Below are 15,372 nucleotides of genomic sequence, written 5' to 3' on the forward strand. Positions count from 1 at the left end.
TTCTTCTTGTTTTTTCGCTCCGAACTTTCGTTCTCAAAGCGGCTGCAAAAGTACAACTTCTTTTCTTTTACGCAAGCTTTTTTGAAAAAAAAATTTCTTTCTAAAAAACTCAGCCGATTCAGAATTTCAAAAGCTTTTTCAGCATCCAGACCTTTCGGTTTGGGAGGGCAAAGATAAAATCTTTTTCCTTTTACTTCCAAGCTTTTTTCAAAACTTTTTTTCGATTATTTTCTACTCCTATATATAAGGTAAAAAATGCGTTTCATGTTTTCAAAGTCCGTCGCCCTTAAGCGGGGTGCAAAGGTAAGCTTGTTTTTGTGACTTCCTAATCTTTTTTCATCTTTTTTTTATTTTCTTTTTTCAAAGAAACCCTTTATTTACAAGGGCTAAGATGTTGTCAGGATATCAGTGAACTACTTCGTTATTGCGAGTGCAAAAGTAGCGCCTTTTTCCACTTTGGCAAACTTTTACAAACCTTTTTTTGACATTTTTTTAACCTTTAGACTTAACTTGCTGATATAAGTAGTTTTGAAAGAAAAAGTTTTTTCAGGTTTTTTACACCAAACAATCCGATGTTTTGAAAAGTATGCAAAAAAGACCCTCGTTTTTATCTGAAGTTTGAAAAATATGCAGCAAAACCGGGTTTCTTAGCCCTGCCTACCCAGCAGGCAGACCCGATTGAAGCGGCAGGATGCCGGACCCGCCGCGGCGAGGGAAGCAGATATAGCGGAAAGCCGGAAATAACTCTTATATATAAATGCAAAAAATCCCGAAAAAGCGGGATTGTATAATAAAAGAAGCTAAAATCTAATCAAAGCGTAATGCTTTTACAGGGGAAATCTTTGTAATGATATAAGATGGTATCAATAAAAGCGCTAAACATATTATTACTGTACCTAGATTTATAAGCAATATAGCAGGAACATCTATCGCAACGGGCGCTACAGTAACATAGTAATTTTCGGGAGGTAACTGAATAATTCCAAAATACTTCTGAATAAGCAGTAAACCTATACTTATAGTATTACCCCAAAACAATCCTTTTATTATTAAGTAAGCCGCATTATACAAAAACACTTTGCGTACCGACCAGTTCGTAGCACCCAATGCCTTGAGCATCCCTACCATTTGCGTACGCTCTAAGATAAGAACCAATAATGCCACCACCATATTGATAGTAGAAACCACAATCATAATTACGATTATGACAAGAATATTGGTGTCAAACAATTTTAGCCATTCGAAAATATTAAAATACTTTTCCTGAATAGTCTGGCAATTTAAAGTAGACGGTATAGCATGATAAATTTCTTCTCCTTTTTCTTTAATCTGACTAAAATCGTCAATAAAGATTTCAAAAGATCCTACCTGCCCCTCTTTCCATTTATTAATTCGCTGAACGTGACGAATATCTCCTATCAGATATGTAGCATCAAACTCCTGAAAACCTGAATTATAAATACCAACCAGCTTAAAAACCCTAAGGTTAGGCATACCATTCCCTCCTTCTTTCATGAAAAAAGTATTAAATGTATCCCCTACTTTTAAATTCAGTCTGTTAGCCAGATACTGAGATAGCAGCACTTCATTATTCAGGTTATGCATTAAATCCGGTTTACGCCCTTCGATAATATACTCATTAAGCACATCCCATTTATATTCTTTACCCACCCCTTTAAACACAATTCCTTCAAAGGCTTCAGCAGTTCTGATAATACCTGCTTTTGATGCAATTGCCTGAACATGATTTACACCGCTTACGGTTTTAAACCTGGGATAGAATTCCTGATGAATGGACAATGGCTCGACACTAACCTCAGACTGATTGTCGTCAAAATTCGAAATTATGATATGCCCGTTAAAGGCAGACACCTTTTCGCGTATCTTATCCTGAAGGCCAACACCTGTTGCAATGGCAATTACCATCATTATGACACCAACAGCAATTGCAATAATGGCAATTTTTATAATTGGTGCAGATATACTACTTTTATGGTTCTTTGACTTAACCAGCCTTCGGGCTATGAAATATTCTAAATTCAACTGACTTATGGTATCTTATTCGTTGTTCAAAAATACATTTTTATTCTCATTTATACTGATGGCAGCCTGCGGAAATTCCATCCAGCCAAAAGTAGACAGCCAAAAGTCTAAAATTATAACTGAAAACAATTCAAATACAGCAGCGGTTCCTACACCCATAAAAACCGGAGCGGACAATTACAATCAATATTTACCTCTACTAACAAATAAAAAGGTGGGTATTGTTACCAATCAAACGGGTGTCATTAATCAGAGTGACACTAGTAATAGTCAAACCGAACACAATTATATAAGTATTGTGGATTATTTACTAGAGAAGAAAATCGACATCAAAAAAATATATGCGCCTGAACACGGATTCCGCGGAACTGCCGATGCCGGTGAACTTATAAAGGACGGAAAAGACACTAAAACCGGATTGCCAATTATATCGCTTTATGGTAACAACAAAAAACCTAAACCGGAGCAACTGCAGGGTATAGATGTTTTGGTTTTTGACCTACAGGATGTGGGAGCAAGATTTTACACCTATATATCATCATTACATTATATAATGGAGGCATGTGCTGAGCAAAACATTCCTCTTATAGTATTAGACAGGCCAAATCCTAATGGAGATATTGTAGACGGTCCAATACTTGAGAAAGAAAATACAAGTTTTGTAGGAATGCATACTATTCCTGTACTTCATGGAATGACTATTGGAGAATATGCTAAAATGATCAACGGTGAAAAGTGGCTGCAAAATGGCGTTGAATGTAAGCTCACTGTAATTCCATGTACAAATTATAAAAGAAATATGTTTTATAGCCTTCCGGTAAAGCCATCGCCAAACCTGCCAAACGACCAATCCATAAATCTATATGCAAGCCTTTGCTTTTTTGAAGGTACAAACGTGAGTCTAGGCAGAGGCACGAACAAACAGTTCCAGATTTATGGCTCTCCTCTTCTTCCAAAAGAAAAATTCAGTTTCAGTTTTACGCCCGAACCCAATGAAGGCGCTAAAGAACCTCCTTTAAAAGGCAAATTATGTTATGGCGAAGACCTTTCAAAAGCGCCGAAAGTAAAACAACTTGAACTAAAATGGTTAATTAAAGCTTACAACGGCACAGAAGATAAATCTAAATTCTTCATACCTTTCTTTACCAAACTTGCCGGCACCACAAAACTACAGCAACAAATAGAGTGCGGTATGAGCGAAGATGATATAAGAAAAACCTGGGAAACCGGCTTGTCAAGTTTTAAGCAAACACGTAAAAAATACCTTATTTACACCGAGTAGCCCTGTAAATCTTAATGTTTTTACAAAGTGCTTCCTTATACAACAGCTGTTTTGTAATTTTCAGTACTAATTAAAAAAACTTAAGCCATGAATATTCCGGAAACCATCGACAACATTATAGGTTACATAGTAGACTTCATTGAGAAAATGAAAGGATACGTAGATAAAATAATCGAATTCTTTATCGATCTGAGAGATCGCATTGAAGGACTACTAGAATATATCGATGAGAAACTTCATAGTATATCAGATTTTGTAGCCGAACTAAAACAGCATCACGAAGCTGCTTAACGATTAAGACCTTCCCCTGCGGAAGGTTTTTTGTTTTTAAAACCTTTTACAGATCTTATCAATGCTCTGTTTACGAAAAACAAGATCAGTACTACTATAAAGACAGGTATTGACAGAAATACGATCTCCCCTATATTATCCCAAAAACTTGTCTTTACAATAACGCTACGGTTTATAAAGAATAATACCGTAGCAATCATTAATGAGAGTACAGCAAGTAATAATATTCTTTTAGATGTTTTCATTTTCTTATTTTATTTCCTGTCCAAACTGAAGCAGGTAACCATTGTTATCATAAACAGCAAACTCACGCATTCCATAATCAAAGTTCTCAAGACCATAGCACACTTTGCATTTATCTTTATAAGCATCCCAAAGTTCGTCTACCTTATCTGTTACTATATAAAATGAACCTGTAAACAGAGGCGCATCAAAAGGAATATGCTCAATAGGAAATGAGAACATGACTTCCACATCATCCTTAATCAAAGAAGCCCATCCCCAGGCTTCTTCAAATGCTACACATACAAAACCCAGAACTTCTGTATAAAATTTTACCGTATCAGTTAGTGCTCTGGTATAGAGTATTGGTTTTAAAAATGTAAATTGTGACATATCTAATTACTCAAGAAACAAAACTAAACAATTTTCTTTTTCATTTCCTCTACGATATTGTAAGCCGCAGGACATATTGCAACGTTTTTCAGAGTCAGATTTGATATCTGCTGGAATTTCTTCCTGTCTGTATGAGGAAACTCACGACATGCTTTCGGACGAACATCATATATCATACAGTAATTTTCGCTATCCAAAAAAGTACAGGGTACACTTTGCAATACATAATCGTTATCCTCATCTACACGAAGATATTGCTCAATAAATTGCTGTGGCTTTTGGCGAAAATGTTTCGAAATGCGTTCGATGTCGGCAATGGTAAAAAGCGGCCCTGTTGTCTTGCAGCAATTGGCGCAGGTAAGACAATCTGTTCTTTTAAATTCTTTATCATGCAGCTCCTGCATGATATAATCTAAATTTTTAGGTGCTTTCTTTTTAAGCTTATCAAAAAACTTTTTGTTTTCGTTATGCTTATCTTTGGCAAGCTTTGGAAGCTGCTTTAAAAAGTTATCCATCACGCAGGGCATTTATCAATCATCAGGCAAAAGTATAAAAAAATGAAAGACCTTTTTGGAAAAGCAATATTTGACTATCAAACCGGCAATGCACCGGAAGACCTCATTACAGAAACTTCAATATCAGAAGAAGATGAAATGAGTGTCGCTTATCTTTTCAGGGACTATAAGGAAATGCCAAAGATTGAGCAGAAGGCGCTACAATTGGCAAAAGGCAAAGTATTGGATATCGGCTGTGGAGCCGGCAGCCATTCGTTATATCTGCAAAATCACAAGAAACTCAACGTTATTTCCATTGACATTTCTCCAAATGCCATTGAAGCATGCAGGTTACGCGGGCTAAATAATACCCGAGTAGAAAATATGCTGGAAATAGAAAGCGAAAAGTTTGACACTATCCTTCTATTAATGAATGGGACGGGAATATTTGAAAAACTTTCGAAAATATCGACTTATTTACAAAAGCTAAAGTCTCTTTTGAACGATGGCGGACAGATACTGATTGATTCCTCAGATATCATCTATATGTTTGATGAAGATGAAGACGGAGGAAAATGGATTCCCTCAGAAAGTTATTATGGTGAATTGACCTTTACACTAACTTATAAGAACGAGAAAGAAGATACTTTCCCATGGTTATATGTAGACTACAATACCCTGCAAAACGCAGCACATGCCAATGGATTGAATTGCGAACTGATACTCGAAGGTGAACATTACGATTATCTGGCAAAGCTAACACACCTAAAATAAAAAAGAGCGGTTTTAAAACCGCTCTTTTTATATCTCAATTACTGCTTATTGCATGTATTTCATTAGCATCGATTGAAGTCCCATTCCCCATTCCTGGCCAACAGCATTTCCCTTTTCATAAAGCACTGCTGATTTATCAGTAAGTTTTTTACCTACCGGAGACTCATAAAATTTAATTACAGCTTTGATATCTTCATGAGTGAACTCTGTCATGTAAATATCAGCCATTTTGTTCATCAAATCATCAAGAGAAGCATTAAGATCTTTTTTGAAGTCTGCTTGTTTCTCAACCGGAATCTGACTTGAAAGGTCTTTCACAAGTAGTTCAAAAGTTTTACGCTGCCCACTAAGATTAAGATATTTCACGATATCTTGTTTAAAAGCATCCTGAGCGAAAGTTACCTGTGCTGCAAAAAGCACGATCAGTGTTAAAAATAGTTTTTTCATATTGGTTGTTAATTGAATTTACGGAATATTAAGATACTTATGTGTTTGTAAAGACACCCTCCATTTAGGATTATTCATTACATAATCCACAATAAGCGGGGTCATCTCTTCTTTTTTGCTCCACTCCGGCTGAAGGAAAAGTATAGCATTTCCATTAACTTTAGCAGCCTGCTCTTCGGCAAAAATGAAATCGTGTTTATTATGAATTATTACCTTCAGCTCATGTGCATGTGCATAAACATCATCTGTAGGTAGTTTTGTTTTTTTAGGCGACAGGCAAATCCAGTCCCATGTTCCTGACAAAGGATAAGCACCCGAAGTTTCTATATGTACTCTTAAACCTGCATCTTTAAGTTTTGAGGTAAGCGGTCCCATGTCCCAGGTAAGTGGCTCCCCTCCGGTTACCACAATAGTTTTGCAATATTTAGCAGCATTAGCTACGATAACATCAGTCTCAGTAGGCGGATGAAGCTCTGCATTCCAGCTTTCTTTTACATCGCACCAGTGGCAGCCAACATCGCAACCACCCACACGAATAAAATAAGCAGCTGTACCTGTATGGTAACCCTCTCCCTGAATGGTATAGAATTCTTCCATTAATGGAAGCATCTCACCTTTTTCGACCTGTATTTGTATTTCCTTCTTCAGCATGATATTTCAAACAGGGTGCAAAGATAAGCATTAATCCCTTTATTTTAAGCAAATAAAAAACCGATGGCAACGCCACCGGTTTTAGTATTATGAAGATATATTATTTTAGAGACTTAAGTTGTCCTTTTACATACTCATCATTTGGATCAAGGGAAAGTGCCTTATTGAAATATTCTGTAGCTTTTGCTTTGTCAGTTACAGCATAGTAAGCACCTGCATTTGAATAAGCATCAAGCAAGTTCTTTTTCTGTTTTGTTACTTCAGCCTGACCTGCAGCGTTAACAATCTCGATATATTTATCATACGATTCAGCCATAGTTTTTAGAGCCTCAGGAGTTTGGATATACCTGTTTACTTTAGCTCTGTAAAGATAAGCATCCTGAGACTGAGCATTAAGTTCTATTACTTTAGCAAGAGCAGTATCTGCTTTTTTCAGGTTCTCAACATTACCTTTTTGAGCCTCTGCCGATTTGTTTACGTGATCAAAATACAAAGAATACGCGTAGAAGAAATTGTCAGCCATAAGGTTTTTGTTATCCGGATTTGTTGTAGCAACTCCGTAAACAACAGCCGCAGGGCCATAAAGTTTCTGTTTGAATAGTTTCTGACCTACAGCCCCAAACTCATTTGTGATATTGATATCTGTTTCAGCAGCTTTCTGAATATTAGCAATTGCTTCATCAAAAGCAGCCTGATTAGTAATTATTGCATTACCCTGAGCATCCTGACCAACGCTTGATGCAAGGTTAGAAAGCCCCAGATAAAGGTAGTCACGCGCAATGATACGCTTAGGATCAGCTTTAGCAATCCATTCTTTCATAGAAGCAGAACTCTCAGTGTACTTACCATTTTCATATTGTGAATAAGCAAGGTAACGAAGTATTCTCGGATTAACTTTATCCATTTGCTGCATTTTCAGCGCTTCAGCTTCAAGTCCTTTATAATCATCTGTAAGCAAAAGGAAATCAGCACGTCTCATACGAGAGTTAAGAGAGTAATCCGTAAGTGTCATGTATTTTTCATAGTATGAAAGCGCCTTAGCATTATACTCTTTTTTCTTAGCAGGTTCAGTTACTCCCCAGATATAATATGTCTCAGCAAGCTCCCTGTAGACTGGACCATAATTAGGATTTGAAGCAACGATAGCATCAAAAGCCTTGATTGCTTCAGGGAAAGCAACTCTGGTATTTTTAGTGATAACTGCCATCTGAAGCTTAGCTCTTAACAAGCTGCTGTCATAAAGTAGTGCATTACGATAAGCAGAATATGCTTCGCTTTGTTTTCTTTCACCGTAGTAAGCATCACCTAAGCTAAGATAAGCCTGAGCCGATTTAGAATCTTTAGCAACAGCTTTGTTTAAAACAGCTATCGCTTTAGCATAATCCGGTTTTTCGGCGTTGATATAAGCACGACCAATATATATAAGCTGCTCAACATCTCTTTTTCCTAATTCTTTTTCTACAGCATCAAATTTAGCCTGAGCCGCAGCAGTATTTCCGGCATTTAGATCTATCTGTCCAAGTCCGATATTGTTGAATTCGGCATTATTTTTAACCGCTTTTCCTTTGTTAAAGAAAATCGCAGCAGAATCCTGCTCCGTTTGTTTAAGATAAACATCCCCTAAAAAGAAGTAGTTTTTTCCTTCATCCGGTGAAGATGAGATAAGCGAATTTAATATTGTTTTTGCTTTTTGGTATTGTTCGGCATCAATAGCTTTCTTTGCTTCGTTTACATCCTGTGCGGATGCAACGCCAAAAAATAACAATGATAAACCGAGAAATTTCAACTCTTTCATTTGTATTATTTTATAATTCTACTTGTTCAAATTTATATGCACTATTAATTAGTCACTTCAATCTCCCTGTAAGGAAGCTTAATTGGAAGCAAACCAGTTTTTAAAATAATGCGCTGGCCTTCGAATGCACCTATGTAAGTTGCAAAACCCATGCCTAAGCCATCCCTGCCACTGTAATTTAACACATAAACTTTACGTATTAATGGGTAAGAACCTGTAGCTATATTGCTCTGAGTAGGCTTATAGTATCTTTTGACACTTTTATCAATTTTAACATTATCAACTGCCAAAACAGTGACATCTGACACAATTTTAGACATTTCTGCCGATGGCTGCGACAACCAGTTTACACCAACAACACCTATTGAACCGGGATTGTCGTGTACATAACGAATAACTTCCTCATTTGTTTTAAGCGAATAAATGTTTTGAGAAGGAAGTTGTTTAACATTTGCCATTTTTAAAAGTTCGCCTACTGTACTTGAGTTAGCATTATCAAATACTAATTTCTGAACTTTATCTGAAGTTTGTCCTTTAACAAGCTTTAAAATTTCATTAAGTTCTACTACAGTATCTTTAGCAGCTTTATTAATAATAAAGGCTACTGCATCACTTGCAAACTGAGTGATTTGTGGAGTGATTTTACGTTTAACAAAATAAGCATTTTCCTCATCAGTAAGCAATCTTGACATAACCGCAACGCCGGCTTTATTTTCTACAAGGTCTTTTACTACTTCAGTTTCTGATTTGTTTACAAGAGCAATATGAGCTCTTGGGTAAACACTATGAAAAACCTGCAATACATCATCAACAGCGGGCTCGACCGTATTATCGACCAGAATAGTTGTAGTACCAGAAGTAAGTGTTTCTTCAATTTTCTTAGTACCTGCAGCTTTTTCATCTTTACATGAAAAAGCTAAAGCAATAATGAATAAAGAAGCTATTATTTTATACGTGTGTTTCATTGTAATACTATGAATTACCTGTTTTGCCATAGCCTGATAAACCTGAAAAAAGCATAAGCAATAAGCAGTATTCCAAAGGCCAGTCTGCCATTATAAGTGATACTAAGCGGAATTGTTTTCCAGAATATCAGCGTAAGGCCAAGTGCAAGGTATAGCATAAAAAACAGCATACCTAAAACAAACAGAAATCGCTTTATGGGCGATTTCTGTGTGTCTTCCTGAGATTGTTTTCTTGAAAGCATCCCAGATTCTTTATGATTTAATATTGATCGTAATAGGAAGATTGTAAGAAGCCCTAACCGGTTTTCCATTTTGGATACCCGGACTCCACTTAGTCTTAATTGACTTAAGTACTCGTTCCGCTTCTTTACCAAGTCCATAACCTGGATCTCTTAGAATCTTGATAGCAGTAATACTTCCGTCTTTTTCTACTACGAAAGAAACGTAGATCTTAGCTGTCATATCCTGCTCAAGTTCAGGTGTTCTAAAGTTTTTCATTACATAACCATAGAAAGCCTGTATACCTCCAGGGAATTCAGGCTGAACCTGTAGACCTGCAGAGTTATAAACCGTGTTATCCGGAGCTTCAACCCCTTTATCAAGGTCACCTGACGGAGTACCAATGTTAACATCTCCTGTCGGGCTAGCCTCTGCATTCCTTGAACTTGGATCAGCTTCTTTAAACTGTTCCGTTTTCGGTGGATCATCCGGCACTTCCTCTTTTTTAGCAGCCTCAAGCGGCTTAAGCTTAACTTCTTCAACTATAGACTTTGGCGCCTGTAGTTGTTCTACTGGTGGTGGTGGTGGCGGAAGCGGAGCTTCTTCAGGCGGTGGCGGAAGATCGATTACCTCGATTACCTTATCCACATCATCCTCTTTACCCTTTGCTGCAAGATCACCTAATTTATCTGCTATAATAGGAGTAGAGATAAGGAAAGTAAATAATATTGCCCCAATGATAAGTGCCTTAACAGTAGTCTTAGGGTTTTCGGTACGAAGCTGGTAAGCTCCATAAGCCTTGTTACGGCCTTCGAAGACCATATCAACCCATGACTTATTGAAAATATTCAGTTTTGACATAATTTAATTTTTATTAGTTAAATAAGACTGACTAGTATAAACCAGTCTTTTTTAACAGGTCAATTTCTCCAGGCGTAATATCACCGATAGCATAAAGCTGTGGGTGTGTAATTGCCATCTCATCAAGGATATCGATAAGGTTTTTATAACTAGCTTTATCGCTAACCTTAATGTTTACGATAAGACCTTCATCATCTTTACCAGTATCTCTTTTAGCAATAGCTTTTCCGATAGCGATCTGTTTTATCAGGTCTTTACGGATACCATCTTTACCGAATTTAGCTTCAGTCGGAGCCTCAACAGGAGCCTCAAACTTACCACGATACCACAAAATTTTATTATCCTTACCTACAAGAATAGTCAAAAGTCTCTCTTCAGGAATTTTTGTAACATCTTTATCGGTATCTTCTTTATTCTTATCCGGCATTGCAAGCGGCATAGACTGCGGCTTGGACAGCGTAGTAGTAAGCATGAAGAACGTAATAAGAAGGAAAGCCAAATCCACCATCGCTGTTAAGTCAACACCCGGGTTTGATTTCTTACTTCTTACCTTGCCGCCTTTCTTGCCACCGCCGTCGCCGGTATTTAATTCTGCCATTTTATAGTGTGTTTATAAAATTAAAAGTTTTCGTCTCTTAAACCGGTTACAAGGAAGAACCTGTTTTTCTTTTGTTCCTGAAGGATATCAATCACCCTTTTTACAGTTGGGTAATCTTCTTTAGCATCACCTTTAATAGCGATATCAAGATCCTTAAGTTTCTCAGGCTCTAATTCTCCAGCCTGGATTCTATCCTCCTGAAGCTGTTTTTGTGCCTGTCTAGCAAACTTCACCCAGTTACCTAACTGATTGTTTACTGAATCATAAGGTATACCTTTTTGAAGATTACCTTCGTTTCTTTTTGCAGGCTCAAGAGCAAGAAGACCTTTAAGCTGGTTAAGTGGAACACCAAAACCTTCCATACTAGTAAAAGCTTTGTATTCCTCTTCAGTAAAAGGAATCTTATATTCCGTAGAAATACGCTCAAGCGTTCCTTTTCTGGCATCACGAGGGATGGTAAAGAACACCTGTTTGTCACCTATCGTAATAGTAGCCACACCCTCTTCCGGTAATTTATCAATCACTGTTGAAGCAGGTGTATCAACCGGTTTTGGCTCTGGCTGCTTTGCGGTAGCTGTCATAATAAAGAACGATAGCAGTAGGAATGCCACGTCACACATCGCGGTCATGTCAATCCTGGTGCTCTTCTTTGATATTTTAACTTTAGCCATTATTGATTTTATTAGCTATGGACTAGCTGAAAGTGCATGCAATATGCACTTTCAAAACCCATATATTGTTATACTTCTACTATTGAATTATGCCTGGTTAGCACGAGATCTGAATCTTCTGTACGTTTGTACAATTGTAAATCCAGCCTCATCAATAGAGTAAGTAAGTTTGTCAATTTTAGACGTAAAGATGTTGTAGAAAATGATTGATAGCGCAGACGTACCAATACCTGTAGCAGTGTTGATAAGTGCTTCAGAGATACCATTTGCAAGCTGAGATGAATCCGGAGTAGAACCTGCACCAAGAGCAGAGAACGCCTTGATCATACCTGTTACCGTACCTAATAGACCCATAAGCGTACCAACTGATACTAGTGTAGAGATAACCACAAGGTTTTTCTCAAGCATTGGCATCTCTAGTGAAGTAGCCTGCTCGATTTCCTGCTGAATAGCAGCTTCAGCTCTTTCGCTGTCAAAACCTTCTCTTTTAACCTCTTCGTATTTTAATAAACCTGCTTTTACAACGTTAGCAACAGTACCTTGTTGTTTATCACACTCAGCCATAGCTTCGTTGATGTTACCGTTAGAGATTTGAGTTTGAACTTTTCTTAGGAAAGCCTCAACGTTACCTTTACCTGAAGCTTTGCTGATAACGAAGAAACGCTCGATTGAGAATACCACTGCCATAAGGAAAAGTCCCATAAGCACAGGTACTACATATCCTCCTTTATAAACCATTGCAAGGTAGTTACCCGGTAGTGGGTGACCCTCTGGATTATTGTCCTGGAAGTTTGAAGGTGCTCCCATAATAAATTTCCATACCAGGATACCTACTACGATACATAAAATCATCGCTGCTCCAGCGAAAATGTTAGATCCTGATCCTGATTCCTTTTTCTCAACCTTCTGAATAGATGCGTTTGCCATTTTTTTTAAAAATTAAGTTTTCTGATTTTTTAATAATAGTTTCTTATTGTTAAAATTTTCTTTGTATAAGATTGGCAAATTTATAGCATTAAGCCATAAAAAAAAATAAAATGGTTTTTTTTATCAATTCTTAACAATAATTTATTGTAAAGATAAACATTGCAAAACCATTACTTTACACTAATTCACTATACATTGTTTAATTTTTCCAATTCAAACCCGTTACTAATTGTTAATTATTTGAATTTAATATAGATTAATTATAAATAACACAAATCTAACCGATTTATTGTGCAGTACTATTAATTTTTAGCCATATATTGATTTTAAAGCTTAATTTTAAATTAACACTGGCTTTTGAGCCTTGATTTTAGCTAATTTTTAAACTTTAAATCGTTTTAGCGAACCACCTTAATGTCATTTCTACCTTATGAAAGCCTTAACTACTATTATCCTGTTAATCTTATCTAACATATTCATGACACTTGCATGGTATGGACATTTTAAATTCAAAGAAATGAAATGGTTTGGCAACCCCGGATTGATTGCGATCATATTTATAAGCTGGGGATTAGCCCTTTTTGAGTACTTTTTTCAGGTCCCTGCTAATAATATAGGATATAAAGATAACGGCGGTCCTTTTTCCTTGATGCAGCTCAAAGTAATTCAGGAAGTAATCACATTAATAGTATTTGTAGCCTTCATGCTATTGTTCTTCAAAGACGAACACTTCCGTTGGAATCACGTAATAGGACTTGTATTTTTAGTGCTAGCAGTATACTTTATGTTTAAAAAATGATTGCCCTTATTTAGCCGTAAGCAACTCGAGTATCCTGGCTTCAACTTCCGGTGTATCCCATTTACTTTCAATATCAGGCATCAGCATAACCTCGTCCATAATTGCCTTTTGATGGTCACCTATTGCAAGCGCTTCGGCATAAGGCCTAAAGCTAAATGTAACTCTACTATATAAAGGAAGCCATTTATCAGGATGGTTTTCCGAAAAGTGTTTTTCAATCTTTTTCTGTAAAAGGAATTTGGCATCAGCTGTTTTCGAACGCATTTCCATGAAATTGCGATACGACAATTCAGCTATGGCGTCTGCATTTGGCTTTCTGCTTTTTTGATATTCCTGAAAAATAGTTTTCCAGTCATCACCATACTGTTCCATTAACTGACTCAGAATAGTAATATCCTCAAAGCCTGCATTCATACCATGCCCATAAAAAGGCACAATAGCATGGGCAGCATCGCCTATAAGCGCCACCTTATCTTCAAATGTCCACGGATAACACTTCATCGTTACCAGTGTACTTGTAGGATTTTTGAAAAAATCTTCCACCAAATTTGGTATGACCTCTATAGTTGAAGGAAAATGTTTAGCAAAAAAAGCTTCAAGCGTCTCCTTGTCCTTTAAAGATTCGAATGAATTCTCCCCTTCAAAAGGCATAAATAAGGTACAGGTAAAACTACCGTCAAGATTTGGCATTGCAATGAGCATAAAATCATGCCTTGGCCAAATGTGGAAAGAGTTTTTATCCAGCTTATGTGTTCCGTCAGGATTAGCCGGAATATTCAATTCTTTGTAACCTGTATTCAAAAACTCCTGCGAGTAATTAAACATATTCTGGCGCTGCATTCTATGACGTATTCTTGAAAATGCACCATCAGCTCCAAAGACCATATCATATTTAAGATCATCCCATGGTCCCTTTTCAGTTTCACCTGTATGAAGGGTTGCATCCGCCATCGTTACATCCCAAACACGACTTTCAAAAAAGAACTCAACGCCTTCTGCTTCCGCCAAAGTTACCATCTGTCTGTTAAGAACCCCGCGGGATATAGAATAAATGCATTCCCCCTCCTTACCATAAGGCTGATAACTCAAAGGTTCATCTACCAGATGAATAGCCCTTTTATCCATAGGAATCGCTATTTCGCGTATTGCATCTCCAAGACCAAGATCATCAAGGGCTCTCCAGCCGCGATTAGACATAGCAAGATTTATTGACCTTCCAGAGAAATTTATTTTTCGAATATCCGGGCTTCTGTCATACACATGAACGGTATGCCCAGCCCTTTTTAGGTATATTGCAAGTAGTGATCCGACAAGTCCTGAACCAACAACAGCAATCTTTATTGAAGTCTGCATGAAATTTATTCTATAACAACCACAAAAATACTTAATTAAAACTTCTACACTCCTGTTTTTAATCATTTTATTTACGACCCAATTTTATTAAGAAATTTTTGGCTATTAAAGGATTCTTAATTAATTAACACCCCTGCTCTTAATGAAGTAATTTTATCTCACTAACTAATTTAAAATATAACGTTATGAGAGATTTAATCTGGTTAATAGTAGTAATCCTTTTAATAGGATGGGCGGTAGGATATTTTGGATTTGGCGAAGCAGTAGGAAGCCTTATTCATATATTATTAGTATTAGCAATCATTGGAGTGCTATACAGATTGGCAACAGGAAACAGGCCATAAAATTCAATCGCCAAAAATACTTTTAAAAAAAGCTCTCTGAATGGAGAGCTTTTTTATTACACCTGGTATCCTCATGACAAGGATCAATAATATAAATCAAACAACAAATGAAAATAATGCTAAAACCGCAGTTTTATTCATTTTTAAACCACTTTTAAACTGTTTCCTGATTTTTGCACAACAATATATTAGACAATACCTTACAAACCATATTCAAATTTATTGCTCAAAAAGCTATTATGA

20 protein-coding genes are annotated in these 15,372 nt (G+C 36.7%); 5 read left to right on the top strand and 15 right to left on the bottom strand.

Going from position 1 to position 15,372, the window contains the following annotated elements:
• Both DEU42_RS17640 and DEU42_RS11900 read right to left on the bottom strand, forming a co-directional pair.
• Positions 1 to 200: hypothetical protein (locus tag DEU42_RS17640; protein ID WP_233506672.1), on the bottom strand; the 200-nt coding region annotated here is incomplete at its 3' end.
• Positions 201 to 807: 607 nt separating this feature from the next.
• On the bottom strand, positions 808 to 2,043 hold the full coding sequence (locus DEU42_RS11900) for an ABC transporter permease (protein WP_114758530.1): 1,236 nt from the start codon (positions 2,041 to 2,043) through the stop codon (positions 808 to 810).
• A gap of 7 nt (positions 2,044 to 2,050) precedes the next feature.
• On the opposite strand from DEU42_RS11900, the gene DEU42_RS11905 reads away from it, so the two are divergent.
• Positions 2,051 to 3,325 carry an exo-beta-N-acetylmuramidase NamZ domain-containing protein gene (locus DEU42_RS11905; protein WP_114758531.1) on the top strand — a complete coding sequence of 425 codons (1,275 nt, stop codon included), beginning with the start codon at positions 2,051 to 2,053 and terminating at the stop codon, positions 3,323 to 3,325.
• Between the two features lie 87 nt (positions 3,326 to 3,412).
• Entirely contained in the window at positions 3,413 to 3,616 is a 204-nt protein-coding gene (locus tag DEU42_RS11910) for a hypothetical protein (RefSeq protein ID WP_114758532.1), read from the top strand.
• Here DEU42_RS11910 and DEU42_RS11915 read toward each other — a convergent pair.
• From DEU42_RS11915 to DEU42_RS11925, 3 genes are read right to left on the bottom strand one after another with little or no spacing between them, the layout of a single operon-like run.
• Positions 3,613 to 3,861, bottom strand: coding sequence for a hypothetical protein (locus DEU42_RS11915; RefSeq protein ID WP_114758533.1), 249 nt, complete (start codon positions 3,859 to 3,861; stop codon positions 3,613 to 3,615). The two genes, DEU42_RS11910 and DEU42_RS11915, sit on opposite strands and share 4 nt — an antisense overlap.
• Before the next feature lie 4 nt (positions 3,862 to 3,865).
• Positions 3,866 to 4,231 (bottom strand): VOC family protein, encoded by a 366-nt coding sequence (locus tag DEU42_RS11920; protein WP_114758534.1) that lies wholly within the window; start codon positions 4,229 to 4,231, stop codon positions 3,866 to 3,868.
• Between the two features lie 23 nt (positions 4,232 to 4,254).
• On the bottom strand, positions 4,255 to 4,746 hold the full coding sequence (locus DEU42_RS11925; protein ID WP_114758535.1) for a YkgJ family cysteine cluster protein: 492 nt from the start codon (positions 4,744 to 4,746) through the stop codon (positions 4,255 to 4,257).
• Positions 4,747 to 4,788: 42 nt separating this feature from the next.
• Between DEU42_RS11925 and DEU42_RS11930 the strand changes: the two genes are divergently transcribed.
• Positions 4,789 to 5,499, top strand: a complete 711-nt coding sequence (locus DEU42_RS11930) for an SAM-dependent methyltransferase (RefSeq protein WP_114758536.1) — start codon at positions 4,789 to 4,791, stop codon at positions 5,497 to 5,499.
• 45 nt (positions 5,500 to 5,544) lie between these two features.
• Here the strand turns inward: DEU42_RS11930 and DEU42_RS11935 are convergent, their stop codons facing one another.
• The 9 genes from DEU42_RS11935 to DEU42_RS11975 all read right to left on the bottom strand — a co-directional run bounded on the left by DEU42_RS11935 (position 5,545) and on the right by DEU42_RS11975 (position 12,633).
• A complete protein-coding gene (locus DEU42_RS11935; protein ID WP_114758537.1) occupies positions 5,545 to 5,946 on the bottom strand; it encodes a DUF2059 domain-containing protein in 402 nt (133 codons plus the stop codon).
• 18 nt (positions 5,947 to 5,964) lie between these two features.
• On the bottom strand, positions 5,965 to 6,597 hold the full coding sequence (locus tag DEU42_RS11940; protein WP_114758538.1) for a 7-carboxy-7-deazaguanine synthase QueE: 633 nt from the start codon (positions 6,595 to 6,597) through the stop codon (positions 5,965 to 5,967).
• Between the two features lie 100 nt (positions 6,598 to 6,697).
• Positions 6,698 to 8,392 carry a tetratricopeptide repeat protein gene (locus DEU42_RS11945; RefSeq protein ID WP_114758539.1) on the bottom strand — a complete coding sequence of 565 codons (1,695 nt, stop codon included), beginning with the start codon at positions 8,390 to 8,392 and terminating at the stop codon, positions 6,698 to 6,700.
• Positions 8,393 to 8,436: 44 nt separating this feature from the next.
• Positions 8,437 to 9,357, bottom strand: coding sequence for a PstS family phosphate ABC transporter substrate-binding protein (locus DEU42_RS11950; RefSeq protein ID WP_158537877.1), 921 nt, complete (start codon positions 9,355 to 9,357; stop codon positions 8,437 to 8,439).
• Between the two features lie 14 nt (positions 9,358 to 9,371).
• Entirely contained in the window at positions 9,372 to 9,599 is a 228-nt protein-coding gene (locus DEU42_RS11955) for a hypothetical protein (protein ID WP_114758541.1), read from the bottom strand.
• A gap of 10 nt (positions 9,600 to 9,609) precedes the next feature.
• Positions 9,610 to 10,437, bottom strand: a complete 828-nt coding sequence (locus DEU42_RS11960) for an energy transducer TonB (protein WP_114758542.1) — start codon at positions 10,435 to 10,437, stop codon at positions 9,610 to 9,612.
• 31 nt (positions 10,438 to 10,468) lie between these two features.
• On the bottom strand, positions 10,469 to 11,035 hold the full coding sequence (locus tag DEU42_RS11965; protein ID WP_114758543.1) for an ExbD/TolR family protein: 567 nt from the start codon (positions 11,033 to 11,035) through the stop codon (positions 10,469 to 10,471).
• Between the two features lie 20 nt (positions 11,036 to 11,055).
• Positions 11,056 to 11,706 carry an ExbD/TolR family protein gene (locus tag DEU42_RS11970; protein ID WP_114758544.1) on the bottom strand — a complete coding sequence of 217 codons (651 nt, stop codon included), beginning with the start codon at positions 11,704 to 11,706 and terminating at the stop codon, positions 11,056 to 11,058.
• An 87-nt stretch (positions 11,707 to 11,793) separates the two neighbouring features.
• Complete coding sequence (locus tag DEU42_RS11975; RefSeq protein ID WP_114758545.1) at positions 11,794 to 12,633, bottom strand: MotA/TolQ/ExbB proton channel family protein; 840 nt, start codon at positions 12,631 to 12,633, stop codon at positions 11,794 to 11,796.
• A gap of 430 nt (positions 12,634 to 13,063) precedes the next feature.
• Here DEU42_RS11975 and DEU42_RS11980 point away from each other — a divergent pair, with 430 nt between their 5' ends.
• Positions 13,064 to 13,432, top strand: coding sequence for a DMT family protein (locus tag DEU42_RS11980; protein ID WP_114758546.1), 369 nt, complete (start codon positions 13,064 to 13,066; stop codon positions 13,430 to 13,432).
• A gap of 6 nt (positions 13,433 to 13,438) precedes the next feature.
• Here DEU42_RS11980 and DEU42_RS11985 read toward each other — a convergent pair whose 3' ends face one another.
• Positions 13,439 to 14,785 (bottom strand): FAD-dependent oxidoreductase, encoded by a 1,347-nt coding sequence (locus DEU42_RS11985; protein ID WP_114758547.1) that lies wholly within the window; start codon positions 14,783 to 14,785, stop codon positions 13,439 to 13,441.
• 185 nt (positions 14,786 to 14,970) lie between these two features.
• Here DEU42_RS11985 and DEU42_RS11990 point away from each other — a divergent pair, with 185 nt between their 5' ends.
• The gene (locus DEU42_RS11990; protein ID WP_114758548.1) at positions 14,971 to 15,129 is read left to right on the top strand and encodes a lmo0937 family membrane protein; all 159 of its coding nucleotides are present in this window, start codon (positions 14,971 to 14,973) and stop codon (positions 15,127 to 15,129) included.
• Positions 15,130 to 15,372 lie beyond the last annotated feature (243 nt).

The organism is Flavobacterium sp. AG291 (assembly GCF_003350375.1).
Classification (GTDB): Bacteria; Bacteroidota; Bacteroidia; order Flavobacteriales; family Flavobacteriaceae; genus Flavobacterium; species Flavobacterium suzhouense.